The following is a 15,440-nucleotide window of genomic DNA, read 5'->3' on the forward strand; positions in this document are numbered from 1 at the left end:
TCAGCCCGTCAGATGGTGCCGCCGAGGGAACCTTCCAGTTCCGCCAGTTCCTGGCCACCGGCCATCAGGTCCTGAAGTTCTTCCGCTTTTATGTCTCCGCGCTCTGCGGTGCCAAGCGTCTTGCCGCGGTTGAGCACCGTGAACCTGTCGCCCACGGCCATGGCATGGCGCACGTTGTGGGTGATGAAGACAACACCGATGCCTTTTTGGCGGACCTTGTCGATCGTCGCCAGCACGTTGGAGGTCTGGCGCACACCCAGGGCAGATGTCGGTTCGTCGAGGATCAACACCTTGGCCCCGAAGAAGACGGCGCGCGAGATGGCGACCGTCTGGCGTTCACCGCCCGACAATGTGCCGACCGCCTGGTCCGGCGAGCGCAGGTGAATGCCCATCTTGGCCATCTCGGTCATGGTGACTTCGTTGGCTTCGGAAAAATCGAAGAACTTGAACGGACCGAAGCGCCTTTGCGGTTCGCGGCCCATCCAGAAGTTCCGGGTCACCGACATCAGCGGGATCATCGCCAGGTCCTGGTAGACGGTCGCGATGCCGGCTTCCATGGCGTCCCGCGGGCTGTTGAAGCTGACTTCCTTGCCTTCCATCAGGATCTTGCCCTTGGTCGGCTTGTGGACGCCGGACATGGTCTTGATGAAGGTGGACTTGCCCGCGCCGTTGTCGCCCAGAAGGCAGTGGCATTCGCCGGCCTTGACGGACACGGAGACACCATTGAGGGCGATCACCGGGCCGAAGTGTTTTTCGATATCGACGAGTTCGATGAGGTTGTCGGACATCTTAGCGTTCCCCCGTGATCATGCGGCGGATGTAGGTGTTGAGGATCACGGCGAGCAGCAGGATAACGCCGAGGAAAACCCGGAAAAGCGAGCTTTCGACCCCGGCGAAGAAGAGGCCTTGCTGAACGACGCCGAAGATCAGTGCGCCAAGCGCCGCGCCTACCACCGAACCGTAGCCGCCGGTGAGGAGTGCGCCGCCGATCACCACTGAAATGATGGCTTCGAATTCCTTCAAGAGGCCGCGGTCGGCTGCGGCCGAGCCGAATTCCATCACCTGACAGGTGGCGAAAATAGTGGCGCAGAAGGCGGAGAACATGAACATCAGGATCTTGACCCGGTTCACGGGCACGCCGACATAGCGCGCTGCCTGGGCGTCGCCACCGGCGGCGAAGATCCAGTTGCCGAAGCGGGTGCGGGTGAGCAGGACATGGCCGAACACGATCAGGATGATTGCCCAGATCATCAGCATCGGAATGCCTTCGACCACCGGAAGTCCTGCTTTCGGGCCGGCAACGAACTTGCCGACAATGCCGAGATCGGCCAGCCAGACAAAGAGGCCGGAAAAGACCTTGCCGCCGAAAAGCCATGCGATCGGATCACCTTCCGCCGCTTCACGCACGCCGCCGATAATGGTCTTGCGGGTGGTGGCGATGGAAATGAAGATCGTCAGACCGCGCAGAATGTAGAGGAAGGCGAGGGTGACGATGAAGGAGGGCAGGCCGGTCTTGATGACCAGGTATCCGTTGAGCCCGCCAATGGCCAGCGCCATGGCAAATGCGACCAGGATACCGAACCATGCGGGGAACCCCCACTGAACAGTGAAGAGCGCGATGATGACGCCGGAAAAGCCGATCATCGAGCCGACGGAGAGGTCGAACTCTCCCGCGATCATCAAAAGGCAGGCGCCGACGGCGATGATGGCGAACTGGGCAGAGACTGTGCCCCAGTTGATGATGCCTTCCGGGGCAAACATGCCGCTGTCGCTGGCGATGCCGAGGAAGAACATGAATACGAGAATAGTGCCGCAGATCGCGCCCAGCTCCGGGCGGATCAGGGCCTTGCGCATGGGCGACATTTCGCGGATGCGCTCGTCTTTCCGAGGGGCGGCTGCCGATTGTGTCTCAGCCATAGGTCTCCTCCTGCGTGCCGGGGTGGCCGGCCGCGTCCAGTATGCGGCCCGGCCGCAGAACAGTGTTCTGGAATTCAGCGCTTACCCTTAGGGGTGCGCGAGCGTGTCAGTTGCAAGGGAGAGGCGGAAGGCCGCCTCTCCACAGGGCCGCGCCTGGCGGCCCTTCAGCTTAGCGGTATTCGCCGGCGTATTTTTCCACCAGGGCAATGTTGCCCTTGGTCACGAAACCCGGGCCGGAGTTGATGGAGTTGCCCGGAACCACGCCGTAACGAGCCAGGTTCGTCAGGATGACGACCGGCAGGTAGCCCTGCAGGTAAGGCTGCTGGTCGATGGCAAATGCAATCACGTCACCCTTGATGGCTTCAGCGATTTCGCCGGAAAGGTCAAAGGTGCCGAAGTGGATGGTGCCGGACTTGCCCATGTCTTCCAGCGCAGCCAGCGTCGGATGCGCAGAGGTCGGGCCGAGGGTCAGGACGCCATTGGTGTCCGGGTTGCCCTGCAGGTAGGCCATGACCTTGGACTTGATTTCAGCCGGGTCCTGGCCACTGTCGATCATCTGGCCGCCCAGTTCGACGCCCAGTGCATCAGCATAGCCCTGGCAACGTTCAACCGAAGCCGGGTTGGTGATGTAGTGGTTCACACAAAGGAAGCTGGTGACGCCGGCCGCCTTGGCCTTTTCACCTGCACCCTTGCCGGCATCGTATTCCGGCTGGCCGACATGCATCAGAGCGCCGATTTTCTTGGACTGCTCTTCAGTGCCCGAGTTGATGGTGATGACCGGAATGCCCTTGGCGACCGCGTTGGACAGCGGGCCGCTCAGAACGTCGTAGTCGGCGATCGTCGCGATGATGCCGTTCGGGTTGGACGCAGCAGCCTGTTCGATGATGCGAGCCATGTCGGCAAGGTCGCCTGTCGGCGGGTTGCGGTATTCCACTTCAACGCCCATCTGGCCACCGGCAACGGTGATGGCGTTCTTGATCGTGTTCCACCAGCTGTCGCTGTCCGGTGCATGGCTGACCAGAACGAAACGTTCGCCATCAGCGGAGGCCGGAGCGGCAAGGCCGGTAAAGGCAACGGCGGCAGCCGCCATTGCAATAAGTGTCTTCTTCATGGTGTTCCTCCCAGAACGTGGACCGCGGGCCTCGAACAATCCCACCCGCGTCATCAGAAGTCTGTGGCGGCTCGGGATCGCCGTTGCCGCATTTGGAATATAAATTCCATTTTTATCGAAGCGCAACAGATTTTTTCCAGAAAGATCACAGCCTGTTCCGTTGAGCCCCCACGGAAACGGCCAGGGCAATGGCCAGGGAGAGACTTGCGGACAGCGCCCGGAACGCGCCTACGTCCAGTTCCGAGACCAGTAGCTGGATTGCTTTCAGGCGTGCGAGCGGGCTGGTCACGACATCCGTAATCGCGACAATGTCAGCGCCGCTGGCACGGGCCTTGGTGGCCATGTCGATGGTCATTTCCGTGTACGGGGCGAAGGTCACCGCGATGACCGCGTCGTTCGGTCGGATCAGGTGTTCCATGTTGATGTTGGCGATGCCTGAATGGAGAACCGCCGGCACGTCCATCTTTTCGAAGGCATAGGCAAGATACGACGTGACCGGGAAGGCCCTGCGGAAGCCGATCATGTGAATCGTTTCGGCACGGGCCAGCACATCGACTGCCTGTTGAAGCGCGGTCGGGTCGACGGTTGTCAGCAGATTTTCCAGCGAAGAACGGCCAACCTCGACGAATTCGGCCAAGAGCGCAGAAGGGGACTCGGTGCCGTGCTCGCGCAGTTTGGCGAGGCGGGTGGCGTAGTCCGGCCATTTCTGGGAATAGTCCGAGCGGAACAGTTTCTGCATTTGCGAAAAACCGGAAAAGCCCATTTCCTGGCAGAAACGCATCACGGCGGACGGCTGAACGTCGGCGCCTTCGGCAAGTTCGGCAACCGTGGAAACCGCCACCTTGTCCGGATTGGCGGCGATGTAGTTCGCGAATTGTTTCAGGCGCTTGGGCAGTCTTTCGGCGGTGCTGCCGAGCCGGGCAAAAAACGCATCGATCGACTGCGGCGGCGCAAGGATTTCGGCGGTGGCGAGATTGGGTTCATTTTCTGGATCGGGCGAGGCGTCATTCATTGTCTTCTTCTTTTCCGGCTTGACACATTCCGTCGAAAATGATTTTGGAATTTTTATTCTAAATTGGCAAGCGCTGGTTCAAACCGCTCTGCCACATGTCATCCGGGAGGAAGTATCATGGCCGTCAATGTCGCCCTGCTTGGGGCTGGACGTATCGGTAAAGTGCACGCAAAGGCCGTTGGCGCGGCCGCCGGTGCGACGCTCGTCGCTGTTGCGGACGCCTTCCCGGAAGCCGCCGAAACGCTCGCAGCCGCCTATGGCGCCCGTGTCAGCACGATCGACGAGATCGCTGCCGCCGGAGATGTCGACGCGGTGATCATCTGCACGCCGACCGACACCCATGCCGATCTGGTCGAAAAGTTTGCACGCGCAGGCAAGGCGATCTTCTGTGAAAAGCCGGTCGATCTGTCGCTGGACCGGGTAAAAGCCTGCCTGAAGACGGTAGAAGACCTTGGCGCAACCTTGATGCTGGGGTTCAACCGCCGTTTCGATCCGCATTTCCGCGCCGTGCGCGCAGCCATTGACGAAGGGCGGATCGGCGACGTGGAAATGGTGCAGATCACCTCGCGCGATCCGGGTGCACCGCCGCCATCCTACATCACGTCGTCCGGCGGCATCTTCCGTGACATGACCATCCATGATTTCGACATGGCCCGGTTCCTGCTCGGCGATGAAGTCACGACCGTCTACGCGACGGCGTCGGTTCTGGTCGATCCGGAAATCGGCAAGCTCGGCGATTACGACAGCGCGATGGTGGTGCTGACGACGGCGTCCGGCAAGCAATGTTCCATCTCCAATTCCCGCCGGGCAACCTATGGCTACGACCAGCGCATAGAAGTGCATGGCTCCAAGGGTGTGGTGAGTGCGGAAAACCAGCGTCCGGTATCCATCGAAGTGGCAACTGAAGCCGGATACACCCGTCCGCCGCTGCATGATTTCTTCATGACCCGCTACACGGAAGCCTATGCGGCTGAAATCACCGCTTTCGTCGAGGCTATCGAAACCGGTACTGCGCCGTCACCGAGTGGCGAGGACGGATTGAAGGCACTCGCCCTGGCGGAAGCTGCCCTCAAGTCCATCGCCGAACGCCGCGCCGTCGGCATGGACGAAGTCTGAGCGTCAGAACCACTATGACCTCATCCTGAGGAGGACCGTCTGGTCCGTCTCGAAGGATGGGCGGCACACTCATGAGCAAGCAGCCCATCCTTCGAGACAGCGCCAAGGCGCTTCCTCAGGATGAGGTTAAAGGGCGGAACGGTCCGCTTCGTCACCTCCGGGAGGATCGGATTACATGACAAGTCTCGGTATCGGATTGATCGGCACCGGTTTCATGGGCAAGTGCCATGCGCTTGCCTATGGTTCGGTGAAAGCGGTGTTCGGCGATGTGCCGGCGACCCGCCTGGAAGTGTTGTGCGATGTTCCTGCAGAAAAGGCAGAAGCCTTTGCCGACCAGTTCAGCTTTGCAAGGGCAACGAGCGACTGGAAAGATCTGATTGCGGATCCGAAGGTCGATATCGTCTGCATCACCACACCCAACAAGGTGCACAAGGAAATGGCGCTTGCCGCGCTCGAGGCCGGCAAGCATGTGCATCTGGAAAAACCGATGGCGCTCAGCCTGGAGGACGCCAGACAGATGCTGGCTGTTGCCGAAAGAACAGGTGCGAAGACCATCGTCGGCTACAACTACCTGCATAATCCGGCGATTTCGCATGCCCGCAAACTCATCGCGGATGGCGCTATCGGCCGGATCGTGCATTTTCGCGGCATGGTCGATGAAGACTACCAGGCTGATCCGGACCTCGCCTGGACCTGGCGGGCAACCAAGGCCGATGCCGGCCTCGGCACGCTCGGCGATCTTGGCTGCCATCTGATTTCGCTCGCAACCGCGCTCGTCGGACCGGTCGAAAGCCTGGTCGCGGAGACAAGGACGGTTCATGAAACACGGCCCATGGGCAATGGCTCAAGCGAGCGGCGTCCGGTTGAAAACGAAGACATCGCTTCTGCGCTGCTGACCTTCGAAAACGGTGTGCATGGTGTTGTCTCGACCTCGCGCAGTGCCTGGGGCCGCAAGAGCTACATCGGCTTCGAGGTGCATGGAACGGAAGGCATGATCACCTTCGATCAGGAGCGCATGAACGAACTCCGTCTCTATCAGAACCGGGGTGAGCTTGCCGAACAGGGTTTCAAGACGTTGCTCAGCGGGCCAGCTCATCCCCCGTACGGGCAATTCGTTCCGGCCGCCGGCCATCAGCTCGGGTTCAACGATCTGAAGGTGATAGAGGTTCATGAGTTCCTGACGGCGATTTCCGAAGGGCGCAATGCCGTGCCGTCGTTCCGGGAGGCGCTTCATTTTGAAGCGGTCATTCATGCGATTGCCGAAGCCGGAGAGACGGGCTCCCGGGTACGGGTCTCCAGGGCGGACTGACGCCGACAGCATCCCACTGTCTATCGCTCACTTTATTGTTCAATGGGCGCGAACAGGCCGGTTCCTGTTCGCGCCCTTTATCTGTTGCGGATGATCCCTATAAACTCTTGAGAATACAGACCGTTGGTCCGCCGTGCCCGGCAGGCCTTGCCGGCTCTGCGGGCTTACTCAGATCCGGGAGATCCTCTTGGCCAAGGTAATCGTTTTCTTTGCCCACCCACGACCGCACAGGTCGGAGGTGAACCTGCCGCTGTTTGAAACCGCGCGGTCGATCAAGGAGATCACCACCGTTGATCTTTATGCGGACTATCCGGATTTCAGCATCGATATCGACCGGGAACAGGACCGCCTGCGGGCTCATGACGTGGTTGTCTTCCAGCATCCGCTTTACTGGTATTCGGCACCCGCCATCATGAAAGAGTGGCAGGATCTGGTTCTGGAACATGGCTTTGCCTATGGTCATGCCGGCAAGGCGTTGCATGGCAAGGTGTTTCTGAACGCGGTCACGACCGGTGCCAAACCGGATGCCTATTCGCAAACGGGCATGAACCATGCCGAGTTGCGCAGCTTGCTGGGCCCATTCGAAAAAACGGCGGATCTGTGCGGCATGCGCTACCTTGCGCCCTTTGCGCTGTTCGGGGCCGGGCGGGCACTGGAAGAAAACCGCTTTGAGGCCCACCGCCATGCCTATGGAAAGCTTCTGAATGCTTTGGTCCGCGATCAGCTGGATCTTGCAAAGGCGGCCGCAGCGCCGGTCCTGCCGGATGACCTGGATGCGTTCCTACAGGCAGGGGAGACGGTTTGATGGCGCTGCTCAGCGAAGCCTTCGTCTATCTGTGCGCGGCCGTCATCGCGGTGCCGATTGCCAACCGGCTCGGCCTTGGCTCCGTGCTCGGTTATCTGATCGCAGGTGTGGTGATCGGGCCTGTCATCGGCATCGTCGGGTCGGAAGCGGCCGACGTGCAGCATTTTGCAGAATTCGGCGTGGTGATGATGCTGTTCCTGGTCGGGCTGGAACTGCAGCCCGCCATGCTCTGGAAAATGCGCCAGCAGCTTGTCGGGCTTGGCGGCCTGCAGGTTGTCGCGACAGCGCTCGTCTTTGCTGCGGCCGGTCTGGCGTTCGGTCTTCACTGGCAGAGCGCTTTGGCGCTCGGCATGATCCTGTCGCTCTCCTCCACGGCCATCGTCTTGCAGACCCTCAACGAGAAAGGCTGGCTGAAAACGCAAGGTGGGCAGAGTTCCTTCTCGGTATTGCTGACCCAGGATATCGCGGTCATTCCGATGCTGGCGCTTCTTCCGTTGCTTGCCATCAGTGGCCATGGCGGGGAAGGAGCCGCGGATGGGCATGGCGAGAGTGCCGGTCATGGAGGTGAAGCTCTGGCGGCCTTGCCAGGCTGGGCACAGGCTCTTGTCATTCTGGCTGTTATTGCCGCAATCATTCTGGCAGGGCGTCATCTGCTGCGACCTGTCTTCCGGTTCATAGCCGAAGCGCGCCTGCGGGAAATCTTCACGGCAACCGCGCTGCTGCTGGTAATCGGCATCGCCCTAGTCATGGATTTTGTCGGTCTGTCGCCGGCACTCGGAACCTTCCTTGCCGGGGTTGTCCTGTCCGACAGCGACTATCGTCATGAGCTGGAAAGCGATATCGAACCCTTCAAGGGCCTGTTGCTTGGCCTGTTCTTCCTGACGGTCGGGGCGGGGATCGATTTCGACCTGCTGTTCGGTGCCCCTTTATCGATCCTTGGACTCGCGCTCGGCTTGATGGCAGTCAAGTTTCTGGTGCTGTTCCTGCTTGCAGCCCTCTTTCGCCTCACCGGGCCAGATCGGTGGCTGTTCGCGCTCGGGCTGGCACAGGCAGGGGAATTCGCTTTCGTGTTGTTCGGATTTGCCTCGGGCAGCGGAGTGCTGGAACCATCGCTGATCAAGACCATGACCCTGGTGGTGGCGATTTCCATGCTGCTGACACCCGCGTTGTTCATCTTCTACGAAAAAATCGTCGCTCCACGGGCTCTGGCGAAAGCGGATCGGGAACCGGATGTCATCGACAGGCGCGGCCGGGTTGTTGTCGCGGGCATGGGCCGGTTCGGCCAGATCGTCTCGCGACTTCTGCTGACCAGTGGCTACGACGTGATCATTCTCGATCATGACCCGCAGACGATTGAAAACCTGCGCAGGATAGGCATTCGAACCTTCTATGGGGATGCGACCCGGCCGGACCTTCTGCACGGTGCCGGGCTGGACGATGCCGACCTCTTCGTTGCCGCGCTTGATGATCGCGACAAGCAGACCGAACTGGTGGAACACGTTGCCAAGACCTATCCGAATGTCCGGATCCTCGCCCGTGCCCGCGACCGGCATCACGTCTACGAACTGGAAAATGCCGGTGCTCATTGTGCCGAGCGAGAGGTCTTCGAAGGGGCCTTGGCGCTTGGGCGCCAGGCGTTGACCGAGCTGGGGTACCATCCGTTCCGGGCGCGCACCAAGGCGAGGGAATTCCGTCATCACGACATTGCGATGCTCGATGACCTTCGCGAGAATTTCAACGACGGTGGCGTCGACACTTCCTATATCGATGCCATGCGGGCGCATTCCGAAACCCTGTTCGAAATCATGCAAGTCGACAGGGGCGGTGATCGCCCTGAAGGATCGGAGCGTGGCTGGACGCCGCCCCCAAAGGGCGACGCGACGCTCTGACGGGAGGGGGAAAGCAGCGTTCCGACAAAAGAATGAGGTTTCCCGGTGGTAACCACTGCCTTTTCCCGGCTGGCAGCGGCTCCTATATGCGGTGCAAGACAGACAATGGCGCCGGCCAGACATATGGCTGACAGCGCCGGAACAGGAACCAATCATGACTTCGCAAGACACCGACACAACCGGCCTCGATGATGTGTTGCAGATCGACATTGTTTCCGATGTCGTCTGCCCGTGGTGCATCGTCGGCTTCAAGCAGCTCGAACAGGCGATCGCACGGACCGGCGTTACGGCCGCCATCAAATGGCATCCTTTCGAACTCAATCAGGATATGGCTGCCGAGGGAGAGAACCTGCGCGAACACATCATGCGCAAATACGGCTCCAGCGCGGAGCAATCCCAGGCAGCGCGGGACCGGCTGACGGACCTTGGCGCGAGCCTTGGTTTCGAGTTCAACTTCACCGACGACATGCGCATGGTGAACACCTTCAAGGCGCACCAGCTGATCCATTGGGCCGGTGAGAGCCGCAAGGAACACCAGTTGAAGATGGCGCTGTTCCAGGCCTATTTCGGCGACCGGAAGGACCTCAATGACAATCAGGTTCTGGCGGATGTGGCCGAAAGCATTGGTCTCAACCGGGCCGAAGCCCTTGCCGTTCTGGAAGACGGCCGCTTTGCCGAAACCGTTCGCGCGGAAGAAGCCTTCTGGACCGGCAACGGCATTCACGGCGTTCCGGCTGTCATCTTCGAGCGTCAGCACCTGGTATCAGGCGCACAGGGCGTCGACAATTTCGCAGCCATCATCACCGAGCTGACGAAGGGCAAGGCGGCCTGACGGCACAGCCTTGGAGATAACCTGTAGATCGTCCAATTTCTTCGTCATGCCATAGCTACCATGGCATCCACGCCGTTACGTTCCCGCTCCACAGGCCTCAGTTTGAGGCTCTGTCTCGGCATGGATTGCAGGATCAAGTCTTGCAATGACGGGGTGGAGGAAGAGTTCGGTTATCTAACCACTCCCAGGGTAGAAACACTTTTGCCTTACAGCATTTCGAACAACACCCCTGCAGCCTCGATCCGACCGGCAGGTGTGTCGGCAGGCTCGGCGCCGTAATTTGTCCAGATCCTCAGGCCATCGGTCACACGGCAGCGGACGCCGCCGGCAAGGTCGAGCGTGTCGATCCCGGCTTCTTCGCACAGCATGGTGTAGAGGCGCTTCAGCACGGTTTCGTCACCCCAGCCACCGACATAGACGAGATGTTCCTGGCGGTAGGCGGCGGGTTGGCCGTCTTCCAGTTCCAGGATGACTTCGCCAGCACCTTCCAGTTCCTCGCGGTAGCCGGTGAAGGCGCCACCGCCCTTGAGCGGCATCGGCATATCCGGGCGCAGGCTTTCGACCCGCGAGACTGCAAGATCGAGCCCGGGCATGTCTGGTGGCAATGGCACGGGAATGACCATGTCGGCGTTGCGGGCGGCTGTGCGCGGGCCCATCACCACCAGCGCCTCGGTTTCCGCAAGCGCCTGTTTCAGGTCCTGCGGCACGTAGATCAGGCCAGGCAGGGCAACAATCTTGTAGCCGGAAAAGTCGCGGGTCTCGCCGCGCAGGATATCAACCGAAAGCCCGAGCTTGCGCAGCGCCTTGTAGGTGTCGAAAACAAGCTGGAAATAGGAAAGCCCCTTGCCGTGCGGCTGGGTGGTCCAGGCAAAATCCGCGTCATAGTCGAAGATCAGTGCAACAGGTGCCTGTGGGGCCGAGACGTCAGGCGCATCGCGCAATTCGTCGGCGACCTTGCGGGCTTCGAGCAGCGCCGGCGCATCGGCATTGTCCGGGCGCAGCATGCCGGCATGCATCTGTTCCTGCGCGAAAGGCGCCTGTCGCCAACGGAAATAGCACACGGCCTCGGCCCCATGGGCATAAGCCTCCCAAGCCCAAAGCCGCATCATGCCAGGCAGCGGAGCAGGATTGTGGGGGGCCCAGTTCACCGGTCCCGGCTGTTGTTCCATCACCCACCAGCGGCCCTTGCCAACGGCACGGTAGAGATCGTGGTGGAAGGCCTGGAAGTCCGGATCGCCCTGGCGCATGAAGGCCCGCTGATGGGCGTCATCCGCGCCGACACGGTCTTCCAGAAAACCGAGCGGGTAGCTGTCCCATGTCGCGATCTCGAGATCGTCGCCGACCTTGAAGTGGTCGAAATCCGTTACGCGGCCCATGTAGTTGTGGCTGATCGGTGCGCTGGAATGCGCCCGGATGATATCGACTTGTCGCTTGTTGAAGGTAACCACCTGATCGGAGGAGAACCGCCGGAAGGCAAGCGTGTGCGAGGGGTTCGGTTCGGTTACGGTCAGGTTCGGCAGGTCGATCTCGTCAAAGGAGAGATACTCCATAGACCAGAACACGTTGCCCCAGGCGCGGTTGAGCGCTTCAATGGAGCCGTAACGCTGCTTCAGCCAGACCCGGAATGCTTTTCGGGCAGCTTCCGAATAGGAGAGGATGGTGTCATGGCAGCCGTATTCGTTGTCGGTCTGCCAGGCGGCGACATGCGGATTGTTGCCGTAACGCTCGGCGACGAGCTTCACGATCCGGTCGCTCTCCTGACGAAAACCCTCGTGTGAAAAGCAGTAGTGGCGGCGGGAGCCGAACTTGCGGGGATTGCCGTTGGCATCGACGGCGACCATGTCCGGATGCTTGTCGATAACCCAGCGCGGCGGCGTTGCGGTCGGTGTGCCGAGCACGACCTTCAACCCGGCACGGCCCAAGGTCTCGATGGCTCTGTCCAGCCACTCGAAGTGCAAGTCACCGGGACGAGGCTCGAGGCGCGACCAGGCGAATTCACCGATGCGGATCCATGTCAGCCCGGTCTCGGCCATCCGGCGGGCATCTGCTTCCCAGATTTCTTCCGGCCAGTGTTCCGGATAATAGCAGGTGCCGAGAGTGCGTTTCATGATGGATGCTCACTGCTTGATGGGTCGGCAACGCTCATCCGGATGGTGAAGCGTTGCCACATATTCCGTGTCATCCCCGCGAAGGCGGGGTCTGAGGACCCTTCAAAGGTCCACTGAACTAGCATTTGGTCCCGGTGCTCCCAAAACTTTACCCGGGAGAAGAACGGCGGACCTGTTAGAGCAGGACCCTGTGCTCGCTCTGTCCACGAACCTTCACTTGCGCGAAATAGGTCTTGCCTTCGTGCTCGCCTGCAAGACCTTCGGCGGCGGATGTGGCAAAGAGCGTCTGCAGATCCGCCCCGCCGAATGCCGGGCAGGAAATCTGTTTTGCAGGCATGGAAACAGCCTCGGCAAATTTCCCGTCCGAAGTATAGCGCGCGACGTGGTTCGCCCCCCAATGGGCGTTCCACAGGAACCCTTCACTATCGACCACGGCGCCATCCGGATTGAATCCGTCGGCGGACAGATCGACGAACAGGGACGGCGCACCTGCCGGCCAGCCCTCGGCGTCCAGAGCGACCTTCTGAATGGTCAGGGTGTCGGTGTCGGCAAAATAGGCTGTCTTGCCGTCCGGCGAAAAACAGATCGCGTTGGAAATGGTGATGTCGGAGAACAGCTTGCGCAGCTCTCCCTTGTAATATCGGTAGATCGATCCGGCGTTCTTTTCGGCACCAAAGCCCATGGTGCCGATCCAGAAACCTCCCTTGGGATCTGCCCTGCCGTCGTTGGACCGCGTGATTGTGTTGTCGGCCTCCAGATCGCAGATCTTTGCGGAGGCTTCCGTTTCCAGATTGAACAGGAACAGCTTCGAAGAGCTGGCGATCAGGAGTTCGGTCCGGCTGACCCAGCCTGCGGCAGAAACATATTCATCGAACTGCCAGGTCTTTTCCGTGCCGTTGTCACGGCTGAGCAGGCGCTTGTTGAGAATGTCGAACCAGAATAGCTGCTGGCGTTCGGGATGCCACAACGGGCCTTCGCCAAGGGTGCACTGGCGCTCGTCGAAAACTGTGCTCATGACATCACCTGCATGCTGCAACGGCCGCGTCGTAGGCGGCGACGATTTTTTCGGCCCGTTCGCTGACTTCGGCAACACTGAACCCGGGTTTGAACAGAGCCGTTCCGATGCCGAAGCCGGCTGCCCCGGCCTTGATCCAGTCCCCGAAATTGTCCGGGCCGGCACCGCCCACGGCATAGGTCGCAGTGCCCTTCGGCAATACCGCCAGCATCGCCTTCAGTCCGTCCGGGCCGATGAGCGAGGCGGGAAAGAACTTCAGGCCGTCTGCCCCGCTGCGCAGCGCCGTGAAGCACTCGCTTGGCGTCATCACACCGGGAAAGGAAGACATGGCTTCGGCTTTCGTCGTCTTGATGACATCCGGATTGCAGTCGGGTGACACGATCAGCGTGCCGCCGGCGTTCTTGACGTCGCGCACCTGTTCGGGCGCCAGCACGGTGCCTGCGCCGATCTCGGCATTCGAGGAAAAGGCCTTTGCCATGGCGGCAATGCTGACAAGCGGGTCCGGCGAGTTGAGCGGAACCTCGATACGAGTGATGCCGGCGGCAATCAGGCATTCGGTAACGGGCAGAGCCTCGTCCGGGGTCAGGCCGCGCAGGATGGCTATCAGGTTACGGCTCATGAATGCTCCGGTTCGTAGAAGGAATAGGCAAGGGTCAGCCCCTTCAAGGTGATGGTTTCCGCATCGAGCTGCCTTGAGGCATGGCCGAGATGTGTCAAGGCGCTGCGATAGGCACCGGCGATCTTGTCGCTGCCCAGCAGGGCCGTGTTACCAAGGTCGAAATCACGGCTGACAGCGGCCAGTTCGGCTCCGATCAGAAGTCCCGACAATCTGCCGCTTGCCTGTGCCGGGCCAAGGTCCGCGACAAGGCCGGCAGCGCGCACGCCGAAGAGATCGGCAGTCAGCGCTTCGGGCGCGTTGAAACTGTGTTCGGCCGCTTCGGCAAAGGCTGTGCTGTCGAGGTCATCGGCGGAAAGGCCGTGCCGCAGGACGGAGTGTTTGGACAGAAGCGCGAAGGTCTCTCCTGTCATGAAGGTGCGGAACCGCTCAATTCGTCCGTCCTGGAGGGCGACCCACTTGGTGTGCGTTCCAGGCAGGCACAAGGTGCCGGTATATTTCTGATTATCCGCAAGGAACCCCGCGATCTGTGTTTCCTCGCCGCGCATGACATCGGGAGGGGTGAGCTGCTTGATGCCCGGCAGGATGCGCACGTCGAGGCGCGGGTCGGCTGCATCCACCCCGGTAGCGTTCCGGATCGACGGCGGCGCGCAGGGTACGGTCATGTAGGGAGCTTCGGCCCAACCCTGCCGGGACCCGGCCATGCCGCAGACGATCACAGGTGTGACCTCACCGTCCCTCAGAAGGTCAGCGATCAGTTCGATCAGGGCAGGTTCGAAATCCTGTTTCTCCAGTCGGCCCATGCCCTTTTCGGAGCTGCGATGGGCAAGGATGCCGCCGGCTTCGTCAAGCGCCCAGATGCGCAGATTGGTGGTGCCCCAATCCGCCGCGATCCAGGACGCTTTTGGATGTGTGTTCATCCCGTCACCACCACGCCGCCATCCACGACCAGCGCCTGTCCGGTCATCGCCTTGCTGGTTCTGGAGGCAAGGAAGAGCACCGGGTCAACCATGTCGTCCGGCTGCAGTTCAACCTTGAGACACTGCCGGTCGATGTGAGCTGCCAGACCTTCCGGTGTTACCCACATGTCCTTCTGCTTCTGGGTCAGGACCCAGCCGGGCGCAATTGCGTTGACGCGGATGTTTTCCGGGCCGAATTCCCGTGCGAGGCTGCGGGTCATGCCGTTGATGCCGGAATTCGCGGTTGTGTAGACCGGGTAGCCCGCATTGCCCATCATGTAGGAGATGGACGAGAAGTTGACGATGGAGCCACCGCCGGCCGCTCGCATGCCGGCAACCACATGCTGGCAGGCAAAGAAATAGGCCTTCAGGTTGATCGCCACGGACCAGTCCCAGAACGCCTCGTCAACCTCTTCGGTCTTGTGGCGTTTGTCGTTGGCGGCATTGTTGACCAGAACCGTGATCGGGCCATGGGCTTCGGCTGCCTGATCCATGGCCGCCTTGAGGGCAGCCATGTCTGTGATGTCACAGGGCAGGAACAGCGGACGGCGGCCGTATTTCTGTTCCATCTCGTCGCAGAAGGGCGCTGCGTCGGAACGCTGCACAAAGGCGACCTTCGCCCCCTGCCGCAGAAAGCCCTCCGTCAGCGCCGCGCCAATGCCGGAGCCGCCACCGGTGATGAATACCGATGCGTTGTCGAGATCCGGGTATGTTGCGTACATGGCACTTCCTCAATTGTTTTGGCGGCCTA

At 60.8% G+C, this 15,440-nt stretch carries 14 protein-coding genes; 5 read left to right on the forward strand and 9 right to left on the reverse strand.

Annotated elements, in window-relative coordinates; genetic code table 11:
- Window positions 1-8: 8 nt before the first annotated feature.
- From FIU93_RS10910 to FIU93_RS10925, 4 genes are all read right to left on the reverse strand, one after another.
- The gene (locus FIU93_RS10910) at window positions 9-788 is read right to left on the reverse strand and encodes an ATP-binding cassette domain-containing protein (RefSeq protein ID WP_023003004.1); all 780 of its coding nucleotides are present in this window, start codon (window positions 786-788) and stop codon (window positions 9-11) included.
- 1 nt (window position 789) lies between these two features.
- A complete protein-coding gene (locus tag FIU93_RS10915) occupies window positions 790-1,917 on the reverse strand; it encodes an ABC transporter permease (RefSeq protein ID WP_055656387.1) in 1,128 nt (375 codons plus the stop codon).
- Window positions 1,918-2,086: 169 nt separating this feature from the next.
- Window positions 2,087-3,028, reverse strand: coding sequence for a sugar ABC transporter substrate-binding protein (locus FIU93_RS10920; RefSeq protein ID WP_023003006.1), 942 nt, complete (start codon window positions 3,026-3,028; stop codon window positions 2,087-2,089).
- Window positions 3,029-3,173: 145 nt separating this feature from the next.
- Complete coding sequence (locus FIU93_RS10925; RefSeq protein WP_077291829.1) at window positions 3,174-4,040, reverse strand: MurR/RpiR family transcriptional regulator; 867 nt, start codon at window positions 4,038-4,040, stop codon at window positions 3,174-3,176.
- Between the two features lie 117 nt (window positions 4,041-4,157).
- On the opposite strand from FIU93_RS10925, the gene iolG reads away from it, so the two are divergent.
- From iolG to FIU93_RS10950, 5 genes are all read left to right on the forward strand, one after another.
- On the forward strand, window positions 4,158-5,156 hold the full coding sequence (gene iolG / locus FIU93_RS10930; RefSeq protein WP_152505577.1) for an inositol 2-dehydrogenase: 999 nt from the start codon (window positions 4,158-4,160) through the stop codon (window positions 5,154-5,156).
- Between the two features lie 175 nt (window positions 5,157-5,331).
- On the forward strand, window positions 5,332-6,465 hold the full coding sequence (locus tag FIU93_RS10935) for a Gfo/Idh/MocA family oxidoreductase (protein WP_152505578.1): 1,134 nt from the start codon (window positions 5,332-5,334) through the stop codon (window positions 6,463-6,465).
- Between the two features lie 187 nt (window positions 6,466-6,652).
- On the forward strand, window positions 6,653-7,270 hold the full coding sequence (locus FIU93_RS10940) for an NAD(P)H-dependent oxidoreductase (RefSeq protein WP_286202421.1): 618 nt from the start codon (window positions 6,653-6,655) through the stop codon (window positions 7,268-7,270).
- Entirely contained in the window at window positions 7,270-9,159 is a 1,890-nt protein-coding gene (locus FIU93_RS10945; protein ID WP_152505579.1) for a monovalent cation:proton antiporter-2 (CPA2) family protein, read from the forward strand. The genes FIU93_RS10940 and FIU93_RS10945 overlap by 1 nt, the downstream gene beginning before the upstream one ends.
- A gap of 154 nt (window positions 9,160-9,313) precedes the next feature.
- Window positions 9,314-9,991: a DsbA family oxidoreductase gene (locus tag FIU93_RS10950; RefSeq protein WP_062487180.1), complete on the forward strand. Its 678-nt coding sequence runs from the start codon at window positions 9,314-9,316 to the stop codon at window positions 9,989-9,991.
- A gap of 206 nt (window positions 9,992-10,197) precedes the next feature.
- On the opposite strand, the gene FIU93_RS10955 is transcribed toward FIU93_RS10950, so the two are convergent.
- The 5 genes from FIU93_RS10955 to FIU93_RS10975 form a co-directional block, all read right to left on the reverse strand.
- Window positions 10,198-12,099, reverse strand: a complete 1,902-nt coding sequence (locus tag FIU93_RS10955) for a beta-galactosidase (protein ID WP_152505580.1) — start codon at window positions 12,097-12,099, stop codon at window positions 10,198-10,200.
- A gap of 175 nt (window positions 12,100-12,274) precedes the next feature.
- Window positions 12,275-13,114, reverse strand: coding sequence for an SMP-30/gluconolactonase/LRE family protein (locus FIU93_RS10960; RefSeq protein WP_152505581.1), 840 nt, complete (start codon window positions 13,112-13,114; stop codon window positions 12,275-12,277).
- Between the two features lie 4 nt (window positions 13,115-13,118).
- Complete coding sequence (locus FIU93_RS10965) at window positions 13,119-13,733, reverse strand: 2-dehydro-3-deoxy-6-phosphogalactonate aldolase (RefSeq protein WP_152505582.1); 615 nt, start codon at window positions 13,731-13,733, stop codon at window positions 13,119-13,121.
- The gene (locus FIU93_RS10970; protein WP_152505583.1) at window positions 13,730-14,650 is read right to left on the reverse strand and encodes a 2-dehydro-3-deoxygalactonokinase; all 921 of its coding nucleotides are present in this window, start codon (window positions 14,648-14,650) and stop codon (window positions 13,730-13,732) included. The genes FIU93_RS10965 and FIU93_RS10970 overlap by 4 nt, the downstream gene beginning before the upstream one ends.
- Window positions 14,647-15,411, reverse strand: coding sequence for an SDR family oxidoreductase (locus tag FIU93_RS10975; protein ID WP_152505584.1), 765 nt, complete (start codon window positions 15,409-15,411; stop codon window positions 14,647-14,649). Before FIU93_RS10975 ends, FIU93_RS10970 begins: the two co-directional genes overlap by 4 nt.
- Between the last annotated feature and the right edge of the window lie 29 nt (window positions 15,412-15,440).

This window comes from Labrenzia sp. THAF35 (assembly GCF_009363595.1).
In the GTDB taxonomy this organism is placed as follows: Bacteria; Pseudomonadota; Alphaproteobacteria; order Rhizobiales; family Stappiaceae; genus Roseibium; species Roseibium algicola.